Source organism: Azospirillum sp. VT-I1 (assembly GCF_055698305.1).
Genome location: NZ_CP168800.1, coordinates 1,141,020 through 1,164,010, shown reverse-complemented (window position 1 = coordinate 1,164,010; position 22,991 = coordinate 1,141,020). Strand labels below are relative to the sequence as shown.

Annotated in this window: 25 protein-coding genes and 1 tRNA gene; 21 read left to right on the top strand and 5 right to left on the bottom strand. The window is 66.3% G+C overall.

From position 1 onward, the window contains the following. Positions 1-27: 27 nt before the first annotated feature. Positions 28-669 carry a LysE/ArgO family amino acid transporter gene (locus AB8P05_RS05580; RefSeq protein ID WP_472759117.1) on the top strand — a complete coding sequence of 214 codons (642 nt, stop codon included), beginning with the start codon at positions 28-30 and terminating at the stop codon, positions 667-669. On the opposite strand, the gene AB8P05_RS05575 is transcribed toward AB8P05_RS05580, so the two are convergent. Continuing rightward, on the bottom strand, positions 666-1,598 hold the full coding sequence (locus AB8P05_RS05575) for an NAD(P)/FAD-dependent oxidoreductase (protein WP_472759116.1): 933 nt from the start codon (positions 1,596-1,598) through the stop codon (positions 666-668). The two genes, AB8P05_RS05580 and AB8P05_RS05575, sit on opposite strands and share 4 nt — an antisense overlap. A gap of 158 nt (positions 1,599-1,756) precedes the next feature. Here AB8P05_RS05575 and AB8P05_RS05570 point away from each other — a divergent pair, with 158 nt between their 5' ends. Beyond that, positions 1,757-2,200 carry an Rrf2 family transcriptional regulator gene (locus tag AB8P05_RS05570; RefSeq protein ID WP_472759115.1) on the top strand — a complete coding sequence of 148 codons (444 nt, stop codon included), beginning with the start codon at positions 1,757-1,759 and terminating at the stop codon, positions 2,198-2,200. A 3-nt stretch (positions 2,201-2,203) separates the two neighbouring features. On the opposite strand, the gene AB8P05_RS05565 is transcribed toward AB8P05_RS05570, so the two are convergent. Next, positions 2,204-2,569, bottom strand: a complete 366-nt coding sequence (locus AB8P05_RS05565) for a hypothetical protein (RefSeq protein WP_472759114.1) — start codon at positions 2,567-2,569, stop codon at positions 2,204-2,206. 105 nt (positions 2,570-2,674) lie between these two features. On the opposite strand from AB8P05_RS05565, the gene AB8P05_RS05560 reads away from it, so the two are divergent. Beyond that, on the top strand, positions 2,675-3,142 hold the full coding sequence (locus AB8P05_RS05560; protein WP_472759113.1) for a DUF3574 domain-containing protein: 468 nt from the start codon (positions 2,675-2,677) through the stop codon (positions 3,140-3,142). A 186-nt stretch (positions 3,143-3,328) separates the two neighbouring features. Then, on the top strand, positions 3,329-5,266 hold the full coding sequence (locus AB8P05_RS05555) for a propionyl-CoA synthetase (protein WP_472759112.1): 1,938 nt from the start codon (positions 3,329-3,331) through the stop codon (positions 5,264-5,266). A 54-nt stretch (positions 5,267-5,320) separates the two neighbouring features. Here AB8P05_RS05555 and AB8P05_RS05550 read toward each other — a convergent pair whose 3' ends face one another. After that, on the bottom strand, positions 5,321-5,974 hold the full coding sequence (locus AB8P05_RS05550; RefSeq protein ID WP_455172260.1) for a DsbA family oxidoreductase: 654 nt from the start codon (positions 5,972-5,974) through the stop codon (positions 5,321-5,323). Between the two features lie 166 nt (positions 5,975-6,140). Between AB8P05_RS05550 and AB8P05_RS05545 the strand changes: the two genes are divergently transcribed. After that, on the top strand, positions 6,141-6,596 hold the full coding sequence (locus tag AB8P05_RS05545) for a hypothetical protein (RefSeq protein ID WP_472759111.1): 456 nt from the start codon (positions 6,141-6,143) through the stop codon (positions 6,594-6,596). Positions 6,597-6,602: 6 nt separating this feature from the next. On the opposite strand, the gene AB8P05_RS05540 is transcribed toward AB8P05_RS05545, so the two are convergent. Beyond that, on the bottom strand, positions 6,603-6,962 hold the full coding sequence (locus AB8P05_RS05540; protein ID WP_472759110.1) for a hypothetical protein: 360 nt from the start codon (positions 6,960-6,962) through the stop codon (positions 6,603-6,605). Positions 6,963-7,140: 178 nt separating this feature from the next. Beyond that, positions 7,141-7,428, bottom strand: a complete 288-nt coding sequence (locus AB8P05_RS05535; protein WP_472759109.1) for a hypothetical protein — start codon at positions 7,426-7,428, stop codon at positions 7,141-7,143. Positions 7,429-7,594: 166 nt separating this feature from the next. Between AB8P05_RS05535 and AB8P05_RS05530 the strand changes: the two genes are divergently transcribed. The 16 genes from AB8P05_RS05530 (at position 7,595) to nuoN (ending at position 22,991) form a co-directional block, all read left to right on the top strand. After that, the gene (locus AB8P05_RS05530) at positions 7,595-7,822 is read left to right on the top strand and encodes a hypothetical protein (RefSeq protein WP_455172256.1); all 228 of its coding nucleotides are present in this window, start codon (positions 7,595-7,597) and stop codon (positions 7,820-7,822) included. 197 nt (positions 7,823-8,019) lie between these two features. Then, positions 8,020-8,096: transfer RNA gene (locus tag AB8P05_RS05525), tRNA-Asp, on the top strand. Positions 8,097-8,410: 314 nt separating this feature from the next. Then, complete coding sequence (locus tag AB8P05_RS05520) at positions 8,411-8,779, top strand: NADH-quinone oxidoreductase subunit A (RefSeq protein WP_014248419.1); 369 nt, start codon at positions 8,411-8,413, stop codon at positions 8,777-8,779. Then, entirely contained in the window at positions 8,770-9,315 is a 546-nt protein-coding gene (locus tag AB8P05_RS05515) for a NuoB/complex I 20 kDa subunit family protein (protein WP_174470176.1), read from the top strand. The genes AB8P05_RS05520 and AB8P05_RS05515 overlap by 10 nt, the downstream gene beginning before the upstream one ends. Positions 9,316-9,408: 93 nt before the next feature. Then, on the top strand, positions 9,409-10,038 hold the full coding sequence (locus tag AB8P05_RS05510) for an NADH-quinone oxidoreductase subunit C (protein ID WP_455172255.1): 630 nt from the start codon (positions 9,409-9,411) through the stop codon (positions 10,036-10,038). Between the two features lie 107 nt (positions 10,039-10,145). Then, entirely contained in the window at positions 10,146-11,294 is a 1,149-nt protein-coding gene (locus AB8P05_RS05505; RefSeq protein ID WP_335645184.1) for an NADH-quinone oxidoreductase subunit D, read from the top strand. Next, positions 11,291-11,938, top strand: a complete 648-nt coding sequence (nuoE, locus tag AB8P05_RS05500) for an NADH-quinone oxidoreductase subunit NuoE (protein ID WP_455172254.1) — start codon at positions 11,291-11,293, stop codon at positions 11,936-11,938. The genes AB8P05_RS05505 and nuoE overlap by 4 nt, the downstream gene beginning before the upstream one ends. A gap of 15 nt (positions 11,939-11,953) precedes the next feature. Further along, positions 11,954-13,243 (top strand): NADH-quinone oxidoreductase subunit NuoF, encoded by a 1,290-nt coding sequence (nuoF, locus tag AB8P05_RS05495; protein WP_472759108.1) that lies wholly within the window; start codon positions 11,954-11,956, stop codon positions 13,241-13,243. Positions 13,244-13,258: 15 nt separating this feature from the next. Continuing rightward, on the top strand, positions 13,259-15,322 hold the full coding sequence (nuoG, locus tag AB8P05_RS05490) for an NADH-quinone oxidoreductase subunit NuoG (RefSeq protein ID WP_472759107.1): 2,064 nt from the start codon (positions 13,259-13,261) through the stop codon (positions 15,320-15,322). Continuing rightward, positions 15,315-16,325 (top strand): NADH-quinone oxidoreductase subunit NuoH, encoded by a 1,011-nt coding sequence (gene nuoH, locus AB8P05_RS05485; protein ID WP_063635036.1) that lies wholly within the window; start codon positions 15,315-15,317, stop codon positions 16,323-16,325. Before nuoG ends, nuoH begins: the two co-directional genes overlap by 8 nt. 113 nt (positions 16,326-16,438) lie before the next feature. Next, positions 16,439-16,927, top strand: coding sequence for an NADH-quinone oxidoreductase subunit NuoI (nuoI, locus tag AB8P05_RS05480; RefSeq protein WP_063635035.1), 489 nt, complete (start codon positions 16,439-16,441; stop codon positions 16,925-16,927). 18 nt (positions 16,928-16,945) lie between these two features. Then, on the top strand, positions 16,946-17,560 hold the full coding sequence (locus AB8P05_RS05475) for an NADH-quinone oxidoreductase subunit J (RefSeq protein WP_455172250.1): 615 nt from the start codon (positions 16,946-16,948) through the stop codon (positions 17,558-17,560). Positions 17,561-17,562: 2 nt separating this feature from the next. Continuing rightward, positions 17,563-17,871, top strand: a complete 309-nt coding sequence (nuoK, locus tag AB8P05_RS05470; RefSeq protein ID WP_014248409.1) for an NADH-quinone oxidoreductase subunit NuoK — start codon at positions 17,563-17,565, stop codon at positions 17,869-17,871. Positions 17,872-17,880: 9 nt separating this feature from the next. Continuing rightward, complete coding sequence (nuoL, locus tag AB8P05_RS05465) at positions 17,881-19,977, top strand: NADH-quinone oxidoreductase subunit L (RefSeq protein WP_472759106.1); 2,097 nt, start codon at positions 17,881-17,883, stop codon at positions 19,975-19,977. 25 nt (positions 19,978-20,002) lie between these two features. Continuing rightward, on the top strand, positions 20,003-21,529 hold the full coding sequence (locus AB8P05_RS05460; RefSeq protein ID WP_455172248.1) for an NADH-quinone oxidoreductase subunit M: 1,527 nt from the start codon (positions 20,003-20,005) through the stop codon (positions 21,527-21,529). A gap of 13 nt (positions 21,530-21,542) precedes the next feature. Beyond that, the gene (gene nuoN / locus AB8P05_RS05455; RefSeq protein WP_472759105.1) at positions 21,543-22,991 is read left to right on the top strand and encodes an NADH-quinone oxidoreductase subunit NuoN; all 1,449 of its coding nucleotides are present in this window, start codon (positions 21,543-21,545) and stop codon (positions 22,989-22,991) included.

Below are 22,991 nucleotides of genomic sequence, written 5' to 3'. Positions count from 1 at the left end.
GGTGTCCACCGCCTCCGGAACCGTGCCATGAACGATCCCTTCACCGCTTCGATGGTTTCCTCCGCCCTCGTGACCGCCTTTCTGCCGGGCCTGTTCCTGGGGTTCAGCCTGATCGTCGCCATCGGGGCGCAGAACGCCTTCGTGCTGCGCCAGGGCCTGCGCAACGAGCATGTGCTGGCGATCTGCGCCACCTGCGCCCTATCCGACGCGGTGCTGATCCTGGTCGGCGTCAGCGGATTCGCCACGGCCGGCGCACGCTGGCCCTGGTTGGAGCCGTTGATGCGCTATGCCGGTGCGGCCTTCCTGCTGATCTATGGGCTGCGCAGTGCCCGGTCCGCCCTGCGCGGCGGGAGCGGGCTGACCCCGGCGGAGCGGGAGCCGGCCGGGCTGCTGCCGGCGCTGCTGACCTGTCTGGCGCTGACCTGGCTGAACCCGCATGTCTATCTGGACACGGTGGTGCTGGTCGGCTCCGTCTCCGCCCGCTTCGCCGAGGCGCGGGGAGCCTTCGCGTTGGGGGCGATGACGGCGTCCTTCCTGTTCTTCTTCGCACTCGGTTATGGCGCCCGCCTGCTGCGCCCGCTGTTCGCCCGGCCGGCGTCCTGGCGGGTGATGGACGGCCTCATCGCGCTGGTGATGTGGGCCATCGCCGCCGGGTTGCTGATCGGCTAGGGACGGGCGAACAGGGCTACGTCCTCGCAGAACAGCAGCGAGCGGTGCAGCGCCGTTCCGGCGATCGTGCCGGCGCCGACGGCCAGCGCCACCGATCCCGCCGCCCGCGCCGCGTCGCCACAGGCGAAGACGCCGGGGACGCTGGTCTCCTGCATCGCATCGACCCGGATGTGGGTGCCGAGCGGCCCGTCCTCGGTCGCGCACCCCAGCTGTGCGGCGAGCGGGCTCGCGATGCGGCTTCTCGGCACCACGAACAGGCCGGCGAAGGGCAGACGGCGCCCATCGGCGAGCGTGACCTCCGCCGGATCGCCGCCGATTTCGGTGATGGGGCTGGTTTCCACGGCGACACCGCGCCGGGCCAGATGGGCCGACTGGTCGGCGTCGGGCTCGAACGCCCCGTTCAACAGCAGGGTCGTCGGTCCCCAGTCCGGCAGCATCAGCGCGTGGTGCATCGACTGCCCGGACACGGCGACGACGCCGATCCGGCCCTGCATCAGCTCATAGCCGTGGCAGTAGGGGCAATGGAAGACCGAGCGTCCCCAGCGTTCCTGCAGGCCCGGAATCGCCGGCAACTCGTCGACCACCCCGACGGCGAGCAGCAGCCGGCGTCCCCGGTGGCCGACGCCATCCGAATCGGCGATGTGAAATCCCTCGGCCGTCCGCGCGGCGTTCTCGGCCCGGCCGGTCTTCCAGGTGACGGTGGGATAGCGCATCAGCTGCTCGCGGGCCTCGGCGGCGATGTCGCCCGGCGGACGGCCGTCCTGGCTGAGAAAGCCATGGGAGTGGGAGGCGAAGCGGTTGCGCCGCACCCCCTCGTCGATCACCAGCACCCGGCGCCGGGCGCGGGCCAGCTGAAGTGCTGCGGCCATGCCGGCATAGCTGCCGCCGATGATGATCGCGTCGTAGGTCGTCCTGTCGTTGGCGTCCATGACCGTACCTTTCCACGGATTGGCCGGGCGCGCCGTCCGCACCCGATCACGACACACGATAAGTTACATGAAAGGCCGCGGTCAATGTGCCATGTAACTTATGAAGTGGCCTGACTTGACTGGCTACCCGGCGCGATGGGGGAGGGGACCGACCACCGATGAGACAGGACAGCCGTCTTTCCCGCATGCTGCATGTGCTGATCCACATGGACCGGCATGACGGCGCCCTGACGTCGGAAGCTATCGCCGACATGCTGAACACGAATCCGGTGGTCATCCGCCGGACCATGGCGGGGCTGCGCGACGCCGGCCATGTCCGGTCGGAAAAGGGCCATGGCGGCGGCTGGCGGCTGGCACGGCCGCTTGGCGCGATCACGCTGCTCGACATCCACCGGGCGTTGGGAGAACCGGGGATCTTCGCCATCGGCCCGACGGCGGACGAGCCGAGATGTCTGGTGGAACAGGCCGTCAACGCTGCCCTGGACGAGGCATTGCGCGAGGCGGAGGCGGTGCTCGTCCACCATCTCGGCCGGGTGACGCTTGCCGACCTCGCCGCCGATTTCGACCGGCGCATGACGGCGCGGGGGAGTTGCGGAGCCTAGAGCCTACGCCCTTTCGGTCGTCTCCCCCTCCTGCGCCCGGCGGATCGCCGCCTCCACGCATTGCAGGTGCAGCTTCTTGCGGGCGAGCTGGCGGGCGCGGCGCTCCTCCAGGTCGGTGGTCGCCATCGCTTCGATGCTGCAGCCGCGCCAGCCGTTGCCGTCCAGCGCGCGGGCGACCTCCGCATAGCCGAAATAGCCCTTATCCGGCTGTTCCCACGGCGCGCGGAAATCGGCGCGGCGCAGGACGAAGCGGTTGGACTGGCTGCCGCCGCCCAGATTGGTGAGACGGGCCACGATCAGCCGTTCGCCGTTGGCGTGGACGACGGTCAGGATCGGGCGAATCCCGGTGATGGGTGGATCGGTGGCCATGATCCATGCATAACGGTCCGGGGGCGTCCTGACCAGAGCATCGCTGCTCCTCATGGTGCCCGCCCGACCTGACGCGCCGTCCGGCGCCCGAACGGAGACACGCCGATGCGTCCCGTCCCCACCCTGTGGTCCGTCCTTTTCCCGCTCCTGCTGCTGAGCGCGCCGGCCGCGGCCCAGCTGGCGCCCCCTTCCGCTCAGCCCGCCTTTGCCCCGGCCGCGCCGACGCTGGCCTGCGAGACCTATTCGGCCGCCCCGATGATCGAGGCGCAGCTGTTCTTCGGCCGCAACATCGGCGCGGACGTCGGCGTCAGCGACCACGACTGGGCCGATTTCCTGGATGGGGAGGTGACGCCGCGCTTTCCCAACGGCCTGACCGTCATCGACGCCTCCGGCCATTGGCGCGACAGCGAGACCGGCCGGCTGATCCGGGAGCCGAGCAAGGTGCTTACCCTGCTGGCCGAAGGCGGTCCGGCGACCTTGGCTCTGATCCGCGAAATCGTCGAATCGTACAAGGAGCGCTTCCACCAGCAGTCGGTCGGACTCGCCATCCGGCCGGTCTGCGTTTCCTTTTGAATTCCAGGTTCCGGAACGGAGTTTCACGAACGGGGAATGCGACAGCTCGCCGCACCCCCGACCTTCTGACATTTGCCTGCACTTATGCTTTTGTCGCAGATTGTGGAGGCGGCGGAACTGATCGTTTCGCGGCCGAGAGGAAATACGCACCGAATAGTACCAAAATAGAACGAGGGACGCCCTGCCATGAGCCCGACCGCCAGCACCACGACTGCAGAGCTTTTCGACCAGATGCATGCCCGCTCCCTGTCGGACCCCGCCGGGTTCTGGGGCGAGGCGGCGAAGGACATTTCCTGGTTCAAGCCGTGGGACAAGGTGCTGGACGACAGCAACGCCCCCTTCTACCGCTGGTTCACCGGCGGGGAGCTGAACACCTGCTACAACGCGGTGGACCGCCATGTGGAGGACGGGCGCGGCGCCCAGGCGGCGATCATCTATGACAGCCCGGTCACCCAGACCGTCCAGACCATCACCTATGCCGAGCTGCAGGACCAGGTCGCCCGCTTCGCCGGCGCGCTGCGCGCCCAGGGCGTGGAGAAGGGCGACCGCGTCCTCCTCTACATGCCGATGATCCCGCAGTCGGTCGTCGCCATGCTGGCCTGCGCCCGTCTCGGCGCCGTGCATTCGGTGGTGTTCGGCGGCTTCGCCCCGCATGAGCTGGCGACCCGCATCGACGACGCCAAGCCGAAAGCCATCGTCTCCGCCTCCTGCGGCATAGAGCCGAACCGCATCGTCAAGTACAAGCCGATGCTGGATGCCGCCATCGAACAGTCGTCCCACAAGCCCAGCAGCGTCATCGTCTGGCAGCGCCCGCAGGAGACCGCGACCCTGGTCGCCGGCCGCGACGTCGACTGGACGGAAGCCGTTACGACGGCCGAGCCGGCGGAGTGCGTGCCGGTCAAGGCGACCGACCCGCTCTACATCCTCTACACCTCCGGCACGACCGGCCAGCCCAAGGGCGTGGTGCGCGACAACGGCGGCCATGCGGTGGCGCTGCGCTGGACCATGACCAACATCTACAACGTCAAGCCGGGCGAGGTGTATTGGGCGGCGTCGGACGTGGGCTGGGTCGTCGGCCACTCCTACATCGTCTATGCGCCGCTGCTGACCGGCTGCACCACCGTGGTCTTCGAAGGCAAGCCGGTCGGCACCCCCGATCCGGGCACCTTCTGGCGCGTGATCGAGCAGCACAAGGTCGGCACGCTGTTCACCGCCCCCACCGCCTTCCGCGCCATCAAGCGCGAGGATCCGGATGCCAATTACCTGAAGAAGTATGACCTGTCCCACTTCCGCGCCCTGTTCCTGGCCGGCGAGCGGTCGGACCCCGACACGCTGCATTGGGCCGAGGACAATCTGAACGTTCCGGTCATCGACCACTGGTGGCAGACCGAGACCGGCTGGGCGATCTCCGGCAACCCGCTGGGCGTCCACCTGTTCCCGATCAAGTACGGCTCCGCCACCCGTCCGATGCCGGGCTGGGACGTGCGGGTGCTGAACGCCGAGCTGCAGGAGGTCCCGCGCGGCGACATCGGCGCCATCTGCGTCAAGCTGCCGCTGCCTCCGGGCACGCTGCCGACCCTGTGGAACGCCGACGATCGCTTCAAGAAGTCCTACCTCGCCGATTACCCGGGCTATTACCAGACCGGCGACGCCGGCTTCATCGACGATGACGGCTATGTCTACGTCATGGCCCGCACCGACGACATCATCAACGTCGCCGGCCATCGCCTGTCCACCGGCGCGATGGAAGAGGTGCTGTCGAGCCACAAGGACGTCGCCGAATGCGCGGTGATCGGCGTTGCCGACGACCTGAAGGGTCAGGTTCCGCTCGGCTTCGTCTGCCTGAAGGCCGGCGTCACCCGCCCGCATGAGGAGATCGTCAAGGAGGTCGTCCAGCTGGTGCGCGAGCAGATCGGCCCGGTCGCCGACTTCAAGCGCGCCCTGGTGGTCGACCGCCTGCCGAAGACGCGGTCGGGCAAGATCCTACGCGGCACCATGCAGAAGATCGCCGACAGCCAGGACTACAAGATGCCGGCGACCATCGACGATCCGGGCATCCTGCCGGAGATCGCCGACGCGCTGAAGACGCTGGGCTACGCCAAGTCCAGCACCACGCCGGCCTGATCGGGCGGACAGGGAAGGGGCGGCCTACGGGCCGCCCTTTCTCATTTCAGGGGCTCAGCCGGAAACGACCGACAAATTCTCCGGCTCCTCGCTGCCGAGGTCGAGCAGCGGCAGGAAGCTCGCCGGCTCCTGCGCGCCGGACAGCGCGTAGCGGCGGTTGAAGATATAGCAGGGCACCGCCTGCAGCCCCATCTGGCGGGCCAGCGCATCGGCCGCATGCACCGCGGCCGATTCGGCGTCGGTGGACAGCTGGCGCCGGGTCTCGGCGAAGTCCAGCCCCAGCCCGGCGGCGACGCTGGCCAGCGCGTCACGGTCGCCGATGTCCACGCCCTCGACGAAATAGGCGGCGAACAGCGCATCGGCCATGGCATTGCCCAGCCCGTGGCGTCCGGCGATGCGGACCAGCCGGTGCGCGTCGAAGCTGTTGGGCGTGCGCTGGATGCGGTCGAGCGCCAGCGGCAGCCCGTCGCGCGCCGCCGTATCCTCCACCACCCGGTGAATCTGCCGGGCCCGTTCGCCGCCGCCGAATTTGGCGGTCAGGTAATCCTCGCGCGACATCCCGCCGCGCGGCATGTCGGGGTTCAGCTGGAACGGCTGCCAGCGCAGTTCCGGGCGCAGGCCGGGCCGCTGCATCAGCGCACGGTCGAGCCGGCGCTTGCCGATGTAGCACCAGGGGCAGATCAGGTCGGCGAAGGTTTCGATCAGCATCCCGCCACTATCCGCGCGTCCCCAACCGACGGCAACCGCTTCTTCCACCCTTCCGCAAGGTGCAGAGCTTCTTGCAACCGTTTGTTAACCGAGTTGGCCCGACAGTCCCGGATGGCTCCGCCGATGACGACGCGGCTGGCGGACATATCCCGGTGGGCGATTCCCGATGAGCAATTCATACGTCGACGGCAAGGTCCGCGAAGCGATCCTGGCAGCCAAGGGCAGCCGGATGAACGCCCAGAAGATCCTGATGGCCTGGGCCGTCGAGGACCCCGACCTGCTGCGGGGCATCGCCCAGCCCTTCCTGAAGGCCATCGCCGCCGCCGCCATCGAGCGCGCCGGCCGTCCGCCCAGCCGAAGCCCGGCATCGCGCCCGGCTGCCGGCGGCGGGGCTGGGGGAGGGCGGCCCTCCGCCTCGGGACTCAGCCGCGACGCACTTGAAAACCTGCTGAACCAGTTGGGCCGCGACTCAGCAGAGCCGGTTCCGCAGCGCGGCGCCCCCGCCGGAAAGGCCGCCGCAGCGAAGGGTGCCACCGTTCACGAGGCCCCGGCCGGCGGCCCGTCGCACGAAAAGGCGATGATGGCCATCGCCAAGGCATTCGTCGCCAAGAAGGTGCGCTGAGGCCCCTCAGGTCCCGTTGTTCGCGGTATAGGGCGTGGCGTCGTCGAACCAGCCCCTTTTGCGCGGCACCGTCCGGATGTCCGGCGGCGGGCTGGCGAGCGCGGCGCTGCCGTTGCGGTAGGGGTCGGGAATGTGGTGGCAATCGACATCGGCCAGCGTGCGGTAACAATAGACCCGCGAACGGTCGATCACCACCTTGTCCGGGCAATAATCGCCGGTCTGCTCGAAGCTGATGATGGAGCAGTCGCGGCCGGTCGCGGCCGACACCACATGGTCGCCGATGGTCTTCTTGGTGGCGTTCAGCGTCACCACATCCGCGCCGGCGGCCGCCAGCCCGAGCGGGGACGTGCAACCGGCCAATGCCATGACCGCTCCCGCCAGCGCAATCGCCGGCCAACCCCGCATTGACGCCGTCCGTGCCATTCCCATCACCATCCGGCCCCTCATCCGGCCCCCGTTGCACGCGCGCACCGCATGCGATCCGCCATGTTCCGCAATTGCGCGCGACCGCGGTTAAAAAGCGGTGAATTCGGCCATGCGGGCTTCAGCGCGCCAGCGCACAGATGCGCGACCGGCACTGAACGACCACGAAGGCGTCCTTGTCCTCGCTGCAGCCGATCTTGAAGGTCGTCGCCCCCTCGCGCCCCACGGTATAGCGCAGCACCTCGACCTTGGCCGGGGTGCAGTTGCCCATCGACTTGGCGATCTCCTTCGCCTCCGCCTGGGCTGCGGAGACGTTCGAGGCGGCCAGCGACGGTCCTGCCGCCAGGGTGAGGGCGGCGGTCAGCAGAAGGAAACCGAGAACATGGCGGGGCTGTGCTTTGAACGGCATGGGCGGACTATCGCATGGGGCGGCCCCGAATCGGAAGGGGTGCCTCCGAAATGTCGCAGCGTGCGATTCACGCCGCTCCGGTGCGGCGAAACTGCTATCCTGCATAGATGAACCGGAACGCGGCGGCAGAACGTCGTCCGCAGAAATCAACGGGCTGGGGAAACGCATGACTTCGAACGACCGGCGGCTCGGCGACCGCATCCTCGCCGCACTGGAACTGGCACTGGAGCAGAAGCATCTGGACGTCGCCGAACATCTGGCCCGCGCCCTGGAAGAGACGCTGACCCGGTTCGGTGGACCCGATGCGGTCGACCATCGTGAATTGTCGACAGGCATGATCCAGGCCTTCGACCGGCTGGAAGCGTTGCGCCGGGAAGCGCATCGACTGCCTTGAGCGGGGCAGGGAGACCCCCGCGCCAAGCCGGCGGCCGGGCATGAATTTTTTGCAATTTGGTGATTGACAGGCGGCCTTCCGGGCGACTACAAACCGCCCACCGAACGACGGGGGCCGCAACGGTCCCGGTGAAAAACAGCAGGCGGTTCAAAGCGTTGGCTTTGCGATTGGCTGGTGTGGATCGCAAGTCGCTCTGCGCGGGTGTAGCTCAGTTGGTTAGAGCGCCGGCCTGTCACGCCGGAGGCCGCGGGTTCAAGTCCCGTCACTCGCGCCACTTTCATTTTGAAAATCGTCGCCATTCGCCAGTAAGGCCCAAGGACTCGCCGATCGCGGGTCCTTTTTCGCATGCGTACAGTCTTCCCTTTGTCCTTTTTTAAAAACGTGGTATTACCAGGCTCTAGCGCGGGGACCGGCTTGTCCTTCCGCGTAGTGAAAAGCGATTCAAAGCGCTTTCCTTGCCCACGGTCTCGGCATATATTCCGGCCCGTCTGATGGGCTAATCCAAGGCATGGCTGCCACGGCTTTGCGCTTCCGCCGATTTCCCGGCCGGAACGGCGCCCGTGGTCGTGGGCTTATGGGAGGAACGCGGTGTCGACTCCGCTGATCATTGAGTATCTTCCGATCCTGGTGTTTCTGCTGATCGGCATCGCGCTGGCCGCGGTGATGGTGGGGGCATCCTACGTCATCAGCCCGAAGAACCCGGACGCCGAGAAGGTCTCCCCCTACGAATGCGGCTTCGAGCCGTTCGAGGACGCGCGCACCAAGTTCGACGTGCGGTTCTACCTGGTCTCGATCCTGTTCATCATCTTCGACCTGGAAGTCGCCTTCCTGTTCCCGTGGGCGATCGCCCTGGGCGACATCGGGCTGTTCGGCTTCTGGTCGATGATGCTGTTCCTGGGCATCCTGACCATCGGCTTCATCTATGAGTGGAAGAAAGGAGCTCTGGAATGGGAGTAGAGGTCGCCAAGCCGCTGGCGCCGATTCCGCCCGGACCGGAACAGGACGCCTACATCCGCGCGGTCTCCGACGAGATCCAGGACAAGGGCTTCGTGCTGGCGAAGTACGAGGATCTGCTGGCCTGGGCCCGGACCGGCTCGCTGTGGCCGATGACCTTCGGCCTGGCCTGCTGCGCGGTGGAGATGATCCACGCCTATATGAGCCGGTACGACCTGGACCGCTTCGGCGTGATCCCGCGTCCCAGCCCGCGCCAGTCCGACTGCATGATCGTCGCCGGCACCCTGACAAATAAGATGGCCCCCGCGCTCCGCAAGGTCTACGACCAGATGCCGGAGCCGCGCTGGGTGATCTCCATGGGGTCCTGTGCCAACGGCGGCGGTTACTATCACTATTCCTACGCCGTGGTTCGTGGCTGCGACCGGATCGTGCCGGTCGACATCTATGTGCCCGGCTGCCCGCCGACGGCGGAGGCGCTGATCTACGGCATCCTCCAGCTCCAGAAGAAGATCAAGCGCGGCAACCGCATCGCCCGCTGACCACGGCGTACCGCCCCGCAACCGGGCCATCCGCCCGGATGCGGGTCGAACGACAAGCGCGCTGAAGACAAGTAGGAAGGCAGGGTCCCACCCATGTCCGAACAGGCGTTGAAGGAACTCGGGGACGTCATCGCGGCCAAACTCGGCGGCGACGTCCTGAAGGTCGAGGTGAGGCTCGGCGAGCTGATGGTGACGGTCAAACGGCCGGCCATCCTGACGGTGCTGACCGCGCTGCGCGACGATCCGGCCACCCGGTTCGAGCAGCTGACCGACATCACCGCGGTCGACTACCCGGATCGCGTCGAGCGGTTCGAGGTCGTCTATCAGCTGCTCAGCTACACCCACAACCGGCGCATGCGCGTGAAGCTGACCACCGACGAGGACACGCCCGTCCCGTCGGCCGTTTCCGTCTTCAGCGCGGCCAACTGGTTCGAGCGCGAGGTGTGGGACCTGTTCGGCATCTTCTTCGAGAATCATCCGGACCTGCGCCGCATCCTCACCGACTACGGGTTCGAGGGGCACCCCTTCCGCAAGGATTTCCCGCTGACCGGCTATGTCGAAGCCCGGTACGACGAGGACCAGAAGCGCGTGATCTACGAGCCGGTCCGTCTGACCCAGGATTTCCGCGCCTTCGACTTCCTCAGCCCGTGGGAAGGCATGACCAACGTCATGCTGCCCGGCGATGAGAAGGCGGCCCTCCAGGACGGGAGCAAGAAGCCGTGAGCATGACCGTTTCGACCGAATCGGCGACCGGCGTCGTCACGACTGGCCCCACCGGGCCGATCAGCGCGTCGGGGCCCGAGACCAAGACGCAGATCAAGCCCTACACGATGAATTTCGGGCCGCAGCACCCGGCCGCCCACGGCGTGCTCCGTCTGGTGATGGAGCTGAACGGCGAGGTGGTAGAGCGCTGCGACCCGCACATCGGCCTGCTGCACCGCGGCACCGAAAAGCTGATCGAGTACAAGACCTACGTCCAGGCCGTGCCGTATTTCGACCGTCTGGACTATGTCAGCCCGATGTGCATGGAGCACGCCTATGTGCTCGGCATCGAGAACCTGCTGCAGATCAAGGCGCCGCTGCGCGCCCAGTACATCCGCGTGCTGTTCTCGGAGATCACGCGCATCCTGAACCACATCCTGTCGATCACGACGGGTGCGCTCGACGTCGGCGCCATCACGCCGGCCCTGTGGGGCTTCGAGGAACGCGAAATCCTCATGGAGTTCTACGAGCGCGTGTCGGGTGCCCGCCTGCACGCCAACTATTTCCGGCCGGGCGGCGTCGCATGGGACCTGCCGGACGGCCTGCTGGACGACATCTGGGCCTTCACCGAGCGTTATCCGAAGTTCATGGACGACCTCGAGAGCCTGCTGACCGAGAACCGCATCTTCAAGCAGCGCACGGTCGACATCGGCATCGTCACCAAGGAGCAGGCGCTCGACTGGGCCTTCACCGGCCCGATGCTGCGCGGCTCCGGCGTCGCCTGGGACCTGCGCAAGTCGCAGCCCTACGAGGTCTATGACCGCATGGAGTTCGACGTCCCGGTCGGCCTGACCGGCGACTGCTGGGCGCGCTACCTGGTGCGCATGGAGGAGATGCGGCAGTCGCTGCGCATCATCCGCCAGTGCTGCAAGGAGATGCCGGCCGGTCCCTACAAGATCGAGGACCGGAAGGTGTCGCCGCCGCCGCGTGGCGAGATGAAGCGCTCGATGGAGGCGCTGATCCACCACTTCAAGCTCTTCACCGAGGGCTTCCACGTCCCCGCCGGCGAGACCTACACCGCCATCGAAGCGCCCAAGGGCGAGTTCGGCGTGTATCTGGTTTCCGACGGCACCAACAAGCCCTATCGCTGCAAGATCCGCGCGCCGGGCTTCGCCCATCTTCAGGGCCTGGACTTCATGTCGAAGGGTCACATGCTGGCCGACGCCGTCGCCAACATCGCCTCGATGGACATCGTTTTCGGAGAAATCGATCGATGAGCGCGCCCGCTTCCGATCACGGCCACGCCGAGCCGACCAGCTTCACCTTCACTCCGGAAAACCTGGAGCTGGCGAAGCGCATCATCGCCAAGTACCCGCAGGGCAAGCAGGCCAGCGCCTGCATGCCGCTGCTGGACGTCGCCCAGCGCCAGAACGGCGGCTGGCTGCCGCGCGTCGCCATGGACGCCGTGGCCGACCTGCTCGGTATGCCCCGCATCCGCGTGTACGAGGTCGCGACCTTCTACACGATGTACAACAAGAACCCGGTCGGCAGGCACCACATCCAGGTCTGCACCACCACGCCCTGCTGGCTGCGCGGGTCGGACGACATCGTCCACACCTGCAAGAAGAAGCTCGGCATCGAGGTGGGCGAGACCACGGCCGACGGCCAGTTTACGCTGGGCGAGGTCGAGTGCTCGGGCGCCTGCGTCAACGCGCCGGTTGTGCAGATCGGTGACGATTACTACGAAGACGTGGCCCCGGAGCACATGGAGCGCATCCTCGACGCGCTGGCGCGCGGCGAGACGCCGAAGCCCGGTTCGCAGATCGGCCGTCAGTCCTCGGAGCCGGTCGGCGGCCCGACGACGCTGAAGGCTTTCACCACCGCGCAAGCGGACGCCACCACCGCGCAAGCGGACGATTGAGGGGAGGGGACAGCGATGCTTCGCGATGAGGACCGCATCTTCACCAACCTCTACGGCTACCAGGACTTCGGTCTCGAGGCGGCCCGCAAGCGCGGTGACTGGGACAACACGGCATCCTTCCTGGCCAATGGCCGGGACTGGATCATCGAGCAGGTGAAGGAATCGGGGCTGCGCGGCCGCGGCGGCGCCGGCTTCTCGACCGGCATGAAGTGGTCCTTCATGCCGAAGAACGTGACCGACAAGCCCGTCTACCTCGTCATCAACGCCGACGAGGGCGAGCCCGGCACCTGCAAGGACCGCGATATCCTGCGTCACGATCCGCACAAGCTGATCGAGGGCTGCCTGATCGCCGGTTTCGCCATCGGCGCCAGCGCCTGCTACATCTACATCCGTGGCGAGTTCTACAACGAGGGCTCCAACGTCCAGCGCGCCATCGACGAGGCGTATGCGGCGGGGCTGATCGGCAAGAACGCCTGCGGCACCGGCTACAACTACGACGTCTACATCCACCGCGGTGCGGGCGCGTACATCTGTGGCGAGGAAACCGCGCTCATCGAGTCGATCGAGGGCAAGAAGGGGCAGCCGCGCAACAAGCCGCCGTTCCCCGCCCAGGCCGGTCTCTATTCCTGCCCGACCACGGTGAACAACGTCGAATCCATCGCGGTTGTTCCCACCATCCTGCGTCGCGGCGCCTCCTGGTTCGCCGGCCTCGGCCGTCCGAAGAACTCGGGCACCAAGCTCTTCTGCATCTCCGGGCACGTCAACAAGCCGTGCAACGTGGAAGAGGAGATGGGCATCCCGCTGAAGGAGCTGATCGAAAAGCATGCCGGCGGCGTGCGCGGCGGCTGGGACAACCTGCTGGGCATCATCCCCGGCGGCTCGTCGGTTCCGGTCCTGCCGAAGTCGATCTGCGACACCGTCCTGATGGACTTCGACTCCTTGCGCGAAGTGCAGTCCGGCCTCGGCACCGCCGCGGTGATCGTGATGGACAAGTCCACCGACATCGTGAAGGCCATCGCCCGCCTGTCGCAGTTCTACGCGCATGAGTCCTGCGGCCAGTGCACGCCGTGCCGCGAAGGCACCGGCTGGATGAACCGCGTCATGCAGCGCATGGTCACCGGCAACGCGCGCATGGAAGAGATCGACATGCTGCTGCAGGTCACCAAGCAGGTCGAAGGCCACACCATCTGCGCGCTCGGCGACGCCGCCGCCTGGCCGATCCAGGGCCTGTTCCGCCACTTCCGTCCGGAAGTCGAGCGGCGCATCCAGGCCTACCGCAACAGCGCCCCGCTGGCGGCCGAGTAAGGAGTTCCCGTTCCCATGCCGAAACTGACCATCGACGGGATCGAGATCGAGGTCGAGCCGGGCACCTCGATCCTCCAGGCTTGCGAGCAGCTGGGGATCGAGATTCCGCGCTTCTGCTACCATGAGCGCCTGAGCGTGCCGGCCAACTGCCGCATGTGCCTGGTGGAGATGGAGCGCGCGCCCAAGCCGGTCGCGTCCTGCGCCATGCCCTGCGGCGACGGAATGGTCGTCCGCACCAACAGCGAGACCGTCCTGAAGGCCCGCAAGGGTGTCATGGAGTTCCTGCTGATCAACCACCCGCTGGATTGCCCGATCTGCGACCAGGGCGGCGAGTGCGACCTGCAGGACCAGGCCATGGCCTACGGCTTCGACCGCGGCCGCTACGGCGAGAACAAGCGGGCGGTCAAGGACAAGTATATGGGTCCGGTCATCAAGACCATCATGACCCGTTGCATCCATTGCACCCGCTGCATCCGCTTCATCAACGAAGTGGCCGGTGTTCCCGATGTCGGCGCCATCTATCGCGGCGAGCATATGGAGATCACCACCTTCGTCGAGAAGGCGATCGGTTCGGAGCTGTCGGGCAACCTCGCCGACGTCTGCCCGGTCGGTGCGCTAACCCACAAGCCCTACGCCTTCACGGCGCGGCCGTGGGAGCTGCGCAAGACCGAGACCATCGACGTCCTCGACGCCGTCGGCTCGAACATCCGCGTCGACGCCCGTGGCGCCGAGGTGATGCGCGTCCTGCCGCGCGTCAACGACGATATCAACGAGGAGTGGCTGAACGACAAGAGCCGCTACTCCTATGACGGTCTGAAGCGCCAGCGCCTGGACCGCCCCTACATCCGCCAGAACGGCAAGCTGGTCCCGGCCAGCTGGGCCGAGGCCTTCACCGCCATCGCGGCGCGTCTGAAGGGCCTGCCCGGCAACCGCATCGCCGCCATCTCGGGCGATCTGGTCGATGTCGAGGCGCAGTTCGCTCTGAAGGAGCTGCTGTCGCGTCTGGGTTCCGCGAACCTGGACTGCCGTCAGGACGGTGCGCGGTTCGACACCTCGGTGCGCGCCGGCTACCTGTTCAACTCGGGCATCGCCGGCATCGAGAAGGCCGACGTCATCCTGCTGGTCGGCACCAACCCGCGCTGGGAAGGCACGCTGGTCAACGCCCGCATCCGCAAGCGCTATCTGGCTGGCGGCGTCACCATCGCCTCCATCGGCGAGCAGCGTGACCTGACCTATCCCTACAGCGTGATCGGCTCCGGTCCGGAGACGCTGCGGCAGCTGGTCGACGGCAGCCACCCGTTCGCCGAGACCCTGCGCGCCGCCAAGAACCCGATGATCATCGTCGGCATGGGCGCCTTCCAGCGCGCCGACGGTCTCGCGGTCCAGGCCGCAGCCCGTCTGGTCGGCGAGGCCTACGGCATGTTCCGCGACGACTGGAGCGGCTTCAACGTGCTGCACACCGCCGCGGCGCGGGTCGGCGGCATCGAGGCCGGCTTCCTGCCGGGCGAGGGCGGCCGCGACCTCCACGGCATCCTCGACGGCGCGTCGAAGGGCGAGATCGACGTCGTCTATCTGCTGGGCGCCGACGAGATCGACACCGCCAAGCTGGGCAACGCCTTCGTCGTCTACCAGGGCCACCATGGCGATGCCGGCGCCCACCGCGCCGACGTCATCCTGCCGGGTGCCGCCTACACCGAAAAGAACGCGGTCTACGTCAACACCGAAGGCCGTCCGCAGCTTGCCCGCCTCGCGGTGTTCCCGCCCGGCGAAGCGCGCGAGGACTGGAAGATCGTCCGCGCCCTGTCGGAAGTCCTGGGCACCACGCTGCCCTTCGATACCCACGGCCAGCTGCGCCAGCGGCTGATGGCGGCCAACCCGATCTTCGGTGCGATCGGCGAGATGACCCCGGCCGCCTGGGCACCCTTCGGCGCACAGGGTCCGGTCGACGCCGCACCCTTCGTGACGCCGATCACCAACTTCTACATGACCGACCCGATCAGCCGGGCATCGGTGACGATGGCCAACTGCACGGAAGCGCTGGTGGGCCCTGCTCAGGAGAGGACTGGCACCCATGGCTGAGTTCTGGAGCGGCTTCCTCCTGCCGCTGATCATTATGGTCCTGCAAATCCTGGCGATCACCGTGCCGTTGCTGGTGGCGGTCGCCTTCATGACCTATGCCGAGCGCAAGATCATGGGCGCGATGCAGCTCCGTCAGGGTCCGGCCATCGTCGGTCCCTTCGGCCTGATGCAGCCCTTCGCCGACGGCCTGAAGCTGTTCGCGAAGGAGCAGGTCCTGCCGGAAGGTGCCAACCGCGTCGTCTTCTACATCGCGCCGATGATTACCTTCTTCCTGGCGCTGATCGCCTGGGCGGTCATCCCATTCGACTACGGGGTGGTGCTGTCCAACATCAACGTCGGCGTGCTGTACCTGTTCGCGATCTCGTCGCTGGGCGTGTACGGCATCGTGATGGCCGGCTGGGCGTCGAACTCGCGCTACGCCTTCCTGGGCGCGCTGCGCTCCGCGGCGCAGATGGTGTCCTACGAGGTCTCGATGGGCCTCATCATCATCACCGTGCTGCTGTGCGTCGGCTCGCTGAACCTGACCGACATCGTGAAGGCGCAGGAAACGGTGTGGTTCGCCATCCCGCTGCTGCCGATGTTCGTGATGTTCTTCATCTCGGCGCTGGCCGAAACCAACCGCGCCCCCTTCGACCTGCCGGAAGGCGAGTCGGAGCTGGTTGCCGGCTTCATGGTGGAGTACAGCTCCGCTCCCTTCGCGCTCTTCTTCCTTGGCGAATACGCCAACATGATCCTGATGAGCGCGATGACGAGCATCCTGTTCCTCGGCGGCTGGCTGCCCCCGCTGCCCTTCGCCCCCTTCACCTGGGTGCCGGGCATCGTGTGGTTCGCGCTGAAGATCGCGCTGTGCCTGTTCACCTTTGTCTGGGTTCGCGCCACCATGCCGCGCTACCGCTACGACCAGCTGATGCGGCTGGGTTGGAAAGTCTTCCTGCCCTTCTCGCTGTTCTGGGTCGTGCTGACCGCCGGCGTCCTGGTGACCTTCGGCTGGCTGCCCAAGTAACCGGGCCCCACAAGCCAGCCTGCACCGAACCCATCACTGATGTGTCGATTTGAGTGCCGGCGAGCCGTCCGAACGAAAGGGCGTCCGCCGGCGAGGAAGGAGACGAAGAGGCCATGGCGTTCCTCGACCGCGCGGCGCGCAGCCTGTTCCTGACCGAGCTGCTGGGCGGCATGGCGCTGACCTTGCGCTATATGTTCAAGCCCAAGGTCACGATCAACTATCCCTATGAGAAGGGCCCCATCAGCTCGCGCTTCCGCGGCGAGCATGTGCTCCGCCGCTATGCGAGCGGCGAGGAGCGCTGCATCGCGTGCAAGCTCTGCGAAGCGGTGTGCCCGGCTCTCGCCATCACCATCGAGGCCGAACCGCGTGACGACGGCAGCCGCCGCACGACGCGCTACGACATCGACATGACCAAGTGCATCTACTGCGGCCTGTGCCAGGAAGCCTGCCCGGTCGACGCGGTGGTCATGGGGCCGAACTTCGAGTTCTCCACCGAATCCCGTGAAGAGCTCTTCTACAACAAGCAGAAGCTGCTGGCGAACGGCGACCGCTGGGAGGCGGAAATCGCCCAGAACCTCGCGGCCGAGGCTCCTTACCGGTAAGCGGAAGCGAGAAAAACGATGATACTCCAAGGCATCGCCTTCTACGTGTTCGCCGCGCTGCTGGTGGCCTCCGGTGTGATGGTCATCTCGGCGCGGAACCCCGTTCATTCGGTCCTTTTCCTGATCCTCGCCTTTTTCCAGGCGGCCGGTCTCTGCGTCCTGATGGGCGCCGAGTTTATCGCGATGATCCTCGTCATCGTCTATGTCGGCGCCGTGGCCGTGCTGTTCCTGTTCGTGGTGATGATGCTCGACATCAACTTCCGCGAACTGCGGAAGGGTGCGATGGAAGCGCTGCCGCTGGGCGCGCTGGTCGGTCTGATCCTGCTGGCGGAACTGGCGGCCGTGCTCGGCGGCTGGATCGTGGCTCCGAACGTGGCGACCGTCGCCGGCGCGCCGACCCCGGCGCTCGACCAGGTGACGAACACCCACGCGCTGGGCCGGCTGATGTACACGCAGTACGTCTACCTGTTCCAGGCGTCGGGTATCGTCCTGCTGATCGCCATGATCGGCGCCATCGTGCTGACGCTGCGGCACCGTCCGGGCGTGCGCAAACAGAATGTCGGCGTCCAGATTGCCCGTCGCCGGGAAGACGTGGTCGTCGTTCGCAAGGTCACGACCGGGGAGGGCGTGTGATCATGGAGATCGGTCTCGGACATTACCTGACGGTCTCGGCCATCATCTTCACGCTGGGTGTGCTGGGAATCTTCCTGAACCGGAAGAACGTCATCATCATCCTGATGTCGATCGAGATGATGCTGCTGGCGGTGAACCTCAACCTCGTCGCCTTCTCGACCTTCCTGCACGATCTGGTCGGCCAGATCTTCGCCATGATCATCCTGACCGTCGCCGCCGCCGAGGCGGCCATCGGCCTCGCCATCCTGGTGGTCTACTTCCGCAACCGCGGCTCGATCCGAGTCGAAGACATCAACATGATGAAGGGCTGAGGCGGCGCCATGGAAGTGCTAGTCGTATTCCTTCCGCTCCTGGCGTTCCTCGTCGCCGGATCGATCGCGCTGTTCGGCGGGCCAAAGGCCGAGCCGGCGGCTGCCGGTCACGGAAGCCACGGTCATGGCCATGACGATCACGGGCACGCCCAGATCGCCCACGCCCATGACGATCATTCCCACGACGATCATGGCCATGACGACGGTCATGACGACCATCACGTCGTTGCCGGTCCGCCGACCGTCGGCGACCGTGCCGCGCAGTTCGTAACTGCGGGCGCCGTGCTGATCTCGGCGATCCTGTCCTGGGTGCTGTTCTTCGACGTCGCCGTCGGCGGTCATCCGCGCACGATCGAGCTGATGACCTGGATCCAGAGCGGCACGCTGGACGTGAAGTGGGCGCTGCGCGTCGACCAGCTCACCGCGGTGATGCTGATCGTCGTCAACACCGTCTCGGCCTGCGTGCACGTCTACTCCATCGGCTACATGGCCGAGGATCCGCAGAAGCCGCGCTTCATGGGCTACCTGTCGCTGTTCACCTTCGCCATGCTGATGCTGGTGACGGCGGACAACCTCGTTCAGCTGTTCTTCGGCTGGGAGGGCGTCGGTCTGGCCTCCTACCTGCTGATCAACTTCTGGTACGAGAAGCCCTCGGCCAACGCCGCCGCCATGAAGGCCTTCCTGGTCAACCGCGTCGGCGACTTCGGTTTCGTGCTCGGCATCTTCGCGATCTTCGTGCTGACCGGTTCGGTCCAGTTCGATGCGATCTTCGCCAAGGCCCCGACGCTTACCGGCGAGACGCTGCATTTCCTCAGCTGGGACTTCAACGGCCTGACCATCGCCTGCCTGCTGCTGTTCATCGGCGCGATGGGCAAGTCGGCGCAGCTCGGTCTGCACACCTGGCTGCCGGACGCCATGGAAGGCCCGACCCCGGTGTCGGCCCTCATCCACGCCGCCACCATGGTCACCGCCGGCGTCTTCATGCTCTGCCGCCTGTCGCCGGTCTTCGAATACGCGCCGACGGCGCTGGAAGTCGTCGCGGTGGTCGGCGGCCTGACCGCCTTCGTCGCGGCGACCATTGGCTTCACCCAGTTCGACATCAAGCGGGTCATCGCCTATTCGACGATGTCCCAGCTCGGCTACATGTTCTTCGCCATCGGCGTGTCGGCCTACGGCGCCGCCATGTTCCACCTGTTCACGCACGCCTTCTTCAAGGCTCTGCTGTTCCTTGGCGCCGGCTCGGTCATCCATGCCCTGCACCATGAGCAGGACATGCGGAAGATGGGCGGCGTCTGGCGCAAGATCCCCTTCACCTACGCGGTGATGTGGATCGGCAATCTGGCGCTCGCCGGTCTGCCCTTCTTCGCCGGCTTCTACTCCAAGGACATGATCCTGGAGGCGGCCTTCGCGTCGGGCAGCGGAGTTGGACGCTTCGCCTTCGCGCTCGGCATCGCCGCCGCGCTGATGACCGCCTTCTACTCCTGGCGCCTTCTGTTCATGACCTTCCACGGCACGCCGCGGATGGACAAGGAAGTGTACGACCACGCCCATGAGTCGCCGGTCGTCATGCTGGTGCCGCTGGCGGTTCTGACGCTGGGCGCGCTGTTCGCCGGCGTCGGCTTCCACGAGTGGTTCATCGGTCACGACCGCGCCGAGTTCTGGGGCAAGGCCCTGATGGTCCTGCACGACCATGACACCATCGAGGCCGCGCACCACCACACCCCGGGCTGGGTCAAGCTGGCTCCGCTGGTGGTCGGCCTGCTTGGCATCGCCATGGCCTATGTCGGCTACATCATGATGCCGGGCCTGCCGGGCCGGATCGCCGGCACCTTCCGCGGCATCCACCAGTTCCTCTACAACAAGTGGTACTTCGACGAGCTGTATGACGCGCTGTTCACCCGTCCGGCCAAGGCCCTGGGTTATGGGCTGTGGAAGGCCGGCGACGGTGCGGTGATCGACGGCGTCGGTCCCGACGGCGTTGCCGCCGCCACCCGCGATGTCGCGGCGCGCGCCAGCCGTCTGCAGTCCGGTTACGTCTATCATTACGCCTTTGCCATGGTGATCGGGGTCGTCCTGTTCGTCGCCTGGCTGTCGGTCTTCGGCTGAGCGGTATCGAAGGAGAACAACAACAATGGCTAGCTGGCCGATCCTGTCGTTCGCGACCTTCCTGCCGCTCGTGGGCGTCGCGCTGATCCTGCTGTTCTGTCGGGGCAACTCCCCGGACGTGCTGCGGAACGTGCGGTACATCTCGCTGTGGACGACGCTCGTCACCTTTGTGCTGACCCTGCTCGTCTGGGCCAACTTCGATCCGCGCAATCCCGGCTACCAGATGGTCGAGAAGGCCGCCTGGATCCCGGAATTCGGCATCAACTACCACATGGGCGTCGACGGCATTTCGGTGCTGTTCGTCGTCCTGTCCGGCTTCCTGATGCCGCTGTGCGTCCTGGCGAGCTGGGAGTCGGTGCAGGTCCGGGTGAAGGAATACATGATGGCCTTCCTCGCGCTGGAAACCCTGATGATCGGGATGTTCTGCGCGCTGGACTTCGTGCTGTTCTACATGTTCTTCGAAGGCGTGCTGATCCCGATGTTCCTCATCATCGGTGTCTGGGGCGGTCCGCGCCGCGTCTATGCCGCCTTCAAGTTCTTCCTGTACACGCTGCTCGGCTCGGTCCTGATGCTGCTGGCGATCCTGGCCATGTATTTCGTGGCCGGCACCACCGACATCCCGACCATCACCGCCACACAGTTCCCGCGCAACATGCAGCTGTGGCTGTGGCTGGCCTTCTTCGCCTCCTTCGCGGTGAAGGTGCCGATGTGGCCGGTCCACACCTGGCTGCCGGACGCCCACGTCGAGGCGCCGACCGCCGGTTCGGTCATCCTGGCCGGCGTGCTGCTGAAGATGGGCGGCTACGGCTTCCTGCGCTTCAACATTCCGATCCTGCCGGAAGCCACCGAGTATTTCGCGCCGCTGATCTACACCCTGTCGGTCGTCGCCGTGATCTACACCTCGCTGGTCGCTCTCGCCCAGGAGGACATGAAGAAGCTGATCGCCTACTCGTCGGTCGCCCACATGGGCTTCGTCACCATCGGCATGTTCGCGCTGAACCAGCAGGGCATCGAAGGCTCGATCTTCCAGATGCTGTCGCACGGCATCGTGTCGGGCGCCTTGTTCCTGTGCGTCGGCGTCGTCTATGACCGGCTGCACACCCGCGAGATTGCGCGCTACGGCGGTCTGGTGAAGAACATGCCGAAATACGCGGTGATCTTCCTGTTCATGACCATGGCCTCGGTCGGCCTGCCGGGCACCGCCGGTTTCGTCGGCGAGTTCCTGGTGCTGCTCGGCGTCTTCCGCGACAACACCTGGGTCGCCGCCCTGGCCGCCACCGGTATGGTTCTGGGTGCCGCCTACGCATTGTGGCTATACCGCCGCATCGTGTACGGCAAGCTGGTGAAGCCGGACGTCAAGGCGATGTTCGACATAACCCCGCGCGAGATCGCGGTGTTCCTGCCGCTGGTCGCCGTCGTCCTGTGGATGGGCGTCTATCCCAGCAGCTTCCTGAACGTCACCTCGGCATCGGTCGAGCAGCTGATCCAGACCTACCAGACCAAGCTGGCCGCGTCGCATGCCGCGTCCGGTGTCTCGGTCGCCGCTCGGTAAGGGGTTCTTCGACATGACCGCAGTGTTTCCCGACATCTGGCCGGCCCTGCCGGAGATCTTCCTGGCGCTCTCGGGCGTCGCCCTGCTGATGCTGGGCGTGTTCCGCGGCGACGGTTTCACCCGTCCCGTCTCCTACCTGTCGATTGTCTGCATGCTGCTCGCCGCCGTCCTGGCGATGGGCTACGGCAGCGGCCGCGTCGTCACCTTCAACGGCATGTTCGTGATGGATGCCTTCGGCGTCTTCATGAAGGTGCTGGTGCTGGTCTCGGCGGCCTTCGCGGTCATCCTCTCGCTCGGCTTCAACGAGCGGGAGCAGATGGCCCGCTTCGAGTTCCCGGTGCTGATGATCTTCGCGACCCTCGGCATGCTGATGATGATCTCGGCCAACGATTTCATCTCGCTGTATGTCGGGCTGGAGACGCAGAGCCTCGCGCTCTACGTCATCGCGGCCTTCCGCCGCGACAGCGCCAAGTCGTCGGAAGCCGGCCTGAAGTATTTCGTCCTCGGCTCGCTCTCCTCGGGCATGCTGCTGTACGGCGCTTCGCTGGTCTACGGCTTCGCCGGCACGACCTCCTTCGACAAGGTGGCGGCCCTGTTCGCCGGCGGCGCCCATGTGTCGCCGGGTCTGGTGATCGGCCTCGTCTTCGTGATGGCCGGCTTGGCCTTCAAGATCTCCGCGGCCCCGTTCCACATGTGGACCCCGGACGTCTATGAGGGCGCGCCGACCCCGGTCACCGCCTTCTTCGCGGCGGCCCCGAAGGTCGCGGCCATCGCCCTGCTGACCCGCGTGGTGATGGAGCCGTTCGGCCATCTCGCCGCCCAGTGGCATCAGGTCCTGGTCGCCGCCGCCGTGCTGTCGATGGTGATCGGTTCCTTCGTCGCCATCATGCAGACCAACATCAAGCGCCTGATGGCCTACAGCTCCATCGGCCATGTCGGCTATGCGCTGGTCGGCCTGACTACCGGGACCCAGGACGGTGTGCGCGGCGTGCTGATTTATATGGCGCTCTACATTGCCATGAATATCGGCGCCTTCGCGGTCATCCTCAGCATGAAGGCCAAGGGCCGGATGCTGGAGGAGATCAAGGACTTCGCCGGCCTGTCGAAGACCAACCCGATGCTGGCCGCGACCATGGCGATCTTCATGTTCTCCATGGCTGGCATCCCGCCGATGGCCGGTTTCTTCGGCAAGCTCTATGTCTTCCTCGCCGCCATCGCCGCGCAGGAATACACGCTGGCCGTGATCGGCGTGCTGACCAGCGTCGTCGGCGCCTTCTACTACCTGCGCATCATCAAGATCATGTACTTCGATGAGCCCGCGGTGGTGGTCGACAAGGTGGACGACGACGGCATGACCGGCGTCCTGGTGGTCACAAGCCTGTTCACCCTGCTGTTCTTCGTCGCTCCGGCGCCGATCCTGAACGGTGCGGCGGCTGCCGCGGCGGCCCTGTTCGCCGGCTGA

What these genes read in the sequence shown, in the direction of transcription:
- AB8P05_RS05550 (WP_455172260.1), bottom strand. Translation starts at nt 5,974, where the DNA reads ATGCTGATCGAAACCTTCGCCGACCTGATCTGCCCCTGGTGCTACATC.
- AB8P05_RS05575 (WP_472759116.1), bottom strand. Translation starts at nt 1,598, where the DNA reads ATGGACGCCAACGACAGGACGACCTACGACGCGATCATCATCGGCGGC.
- nuoK (WP_014248409.1), top strand. Translation starts at nt 17,563, where the DNA reads ATGGAGATCGGTCTCGGACATTACCTGACGGTCTCGGCCATCATCTTC.
- nuoE (WP_455172254.1), top strand. Translation starts at nt 11,291, where the DNA reads ATGAGCGCGCCCGCTTCCGATCACGGCCACGCCGAGCCGACCAGCTTC.
- nuoG (WP_472759107.1), top strand. Translation starts at nt 13,259, where the DNA reads ATGCCGAAACTGACCATCGACGGGATCGAGATCGAGGTCGAGCCGGGC.
- AB8P05_RS05555 (WP_472759112.1), top strand. Translation starts at nt 3,329, where the DNA reads ATGAGCCCGACCGCCAGCACCACGACTGCAGAGCTTTTCGACCAGATG.
- AB8P05_RS05510 (WP_455172255.1), top strand. Translation starts at nt 9,409, where the DNA reads ATGTCCGAACAGGCGTTGAAGGAACTCGGGGACGTCATCGCGGCCAAA.
- nuoL (WP_472759106.1), top strand. Translation starts at nt 17,881, where the DNA reads ATGGAAGTGCTAGTCGTATTCCTTCCGCTCCTGGCGTTCCTCGTCGCC.
- nuoH (WP_063635036.1), top strand. Translation starts at nt 15,315, where the DNA reads ATGGCTGAGTTCTGGAGCGGCTTCCTCCTGCCGCTGATCATTATGGTC.
- AB8P05_RS05515 (WP_174470176.1), top strand. Translation starts at nt 8,770, where the DNA reads ATGGGAGTAGAGGTCGCCAAGCCGCTGGCGCCGATTCCGCCCGGACCG.
- AB8P05_RS05505 (WP_335645184.1), top strand. Translation starts at nt 10,146, where the DNA reads ATGAATTTCGGGCCGCAGCACCCGGCCGCCCACGGCGTGCTCCGTCTG.
- AB8P05_RS05540 (WP_472759110.1), bottom strand. Translation starts at nt 6,962, where the DNA reads ATGGCATTGGCCGGTTGCACGTCCCCGCTCGGGCTGGCGGCCGCCGGC.
- AB8P05_RS05560 (WP_472759113.1), top strand. Translation starts at nt 2,675, where the DNA reads ATGCGTCCCGTCCCCACCCTGTGGTCCGTCCTTTTCCCGCTCCTGCTG.
- AB8P05_RS05530 (WP_455172256.1), top strand. Translation starts at nt 7,595, where the DNA reads ATGACTTCGAACGACCGGCGGCTCGGCGACCGCATCCTCGCCGCACTG.
- AB8P05_RS05565 (WP_472759114.1), bottom strand. Translation starts at nt 2,569, where the DNA reads ATGGCCACCGATCCACCCATCACCGGGATTCGCCCGATCCTGACCGTC.
- AB8P05_RS05475 (WP_455172250.1), top strand. Translation starts at nt 16,946, where the DNA reads ATGATACTCCAAGGCATCGCCTTCTACGTGTTCGCCGCGCTGCTGGTG.
- AB8P05_RS05460 (WP_455172248.1), top strand. Translation starts at nt 20,003, where the DNA reads ATGGCTAGCTGGCCGATCCTGTCGTTCGCGACCTTCCTGCCGCTCGTG.
- AB8P05_RS05535 (WP_472759109.1), bottom strand. Translation starts at nt 7,428, where the DNA reads ATGCCGTTCAAAGCACAGCCCCGCCATGTTCTCGGTTTCCTTCTGCTG.
- AB8P05_RS05570 (WP_472759115.1), top strand. Translation starts at nt 1,757, where the DNA reads ATGAGACAGGACAGCCGTCTTTCCCGCATGCTGCATGTGCTGATCCAC.
- nuoF (WP_472759108.1), top strand. Translation starts at nt 11,954, where the DNA reads ATGCTTCGCGATGAGGACCGCATCTTCACCAACCTCTACGGCTACCAG.
- AB8P05_RS05545 (WP_472759111.1), top strand. Translation starts at nt 6,141, where the DNA reads ATGAGCAATTCATACGTCGACGGCAAGGTCCGCGAAGCGATCCTGGCA.
- AB8P05_RS05580 (WP_472759117.1), top strand. Translation starts at nt 28, where the DNA reads ATGAACGATCCCTTCACCGCTTCGATGGTTTCCTCCGCCCTCGTGACC.
- nuoI (WP_063635035.1), top strand. Translation starts at nt 16,439, where the DNA reads ATGGCGTTCCTCGACCGCGCGGCGCGCAGCCTGTTCCTGACCGAGCTG.
- nuoN (WP_472759105.1), top strand. Translation starts at nt 21,543, where the DNA reads ATGACCGCAGTGTTTCCCGACATCTGGCCGGCCCTGCCGGAGATCTTC.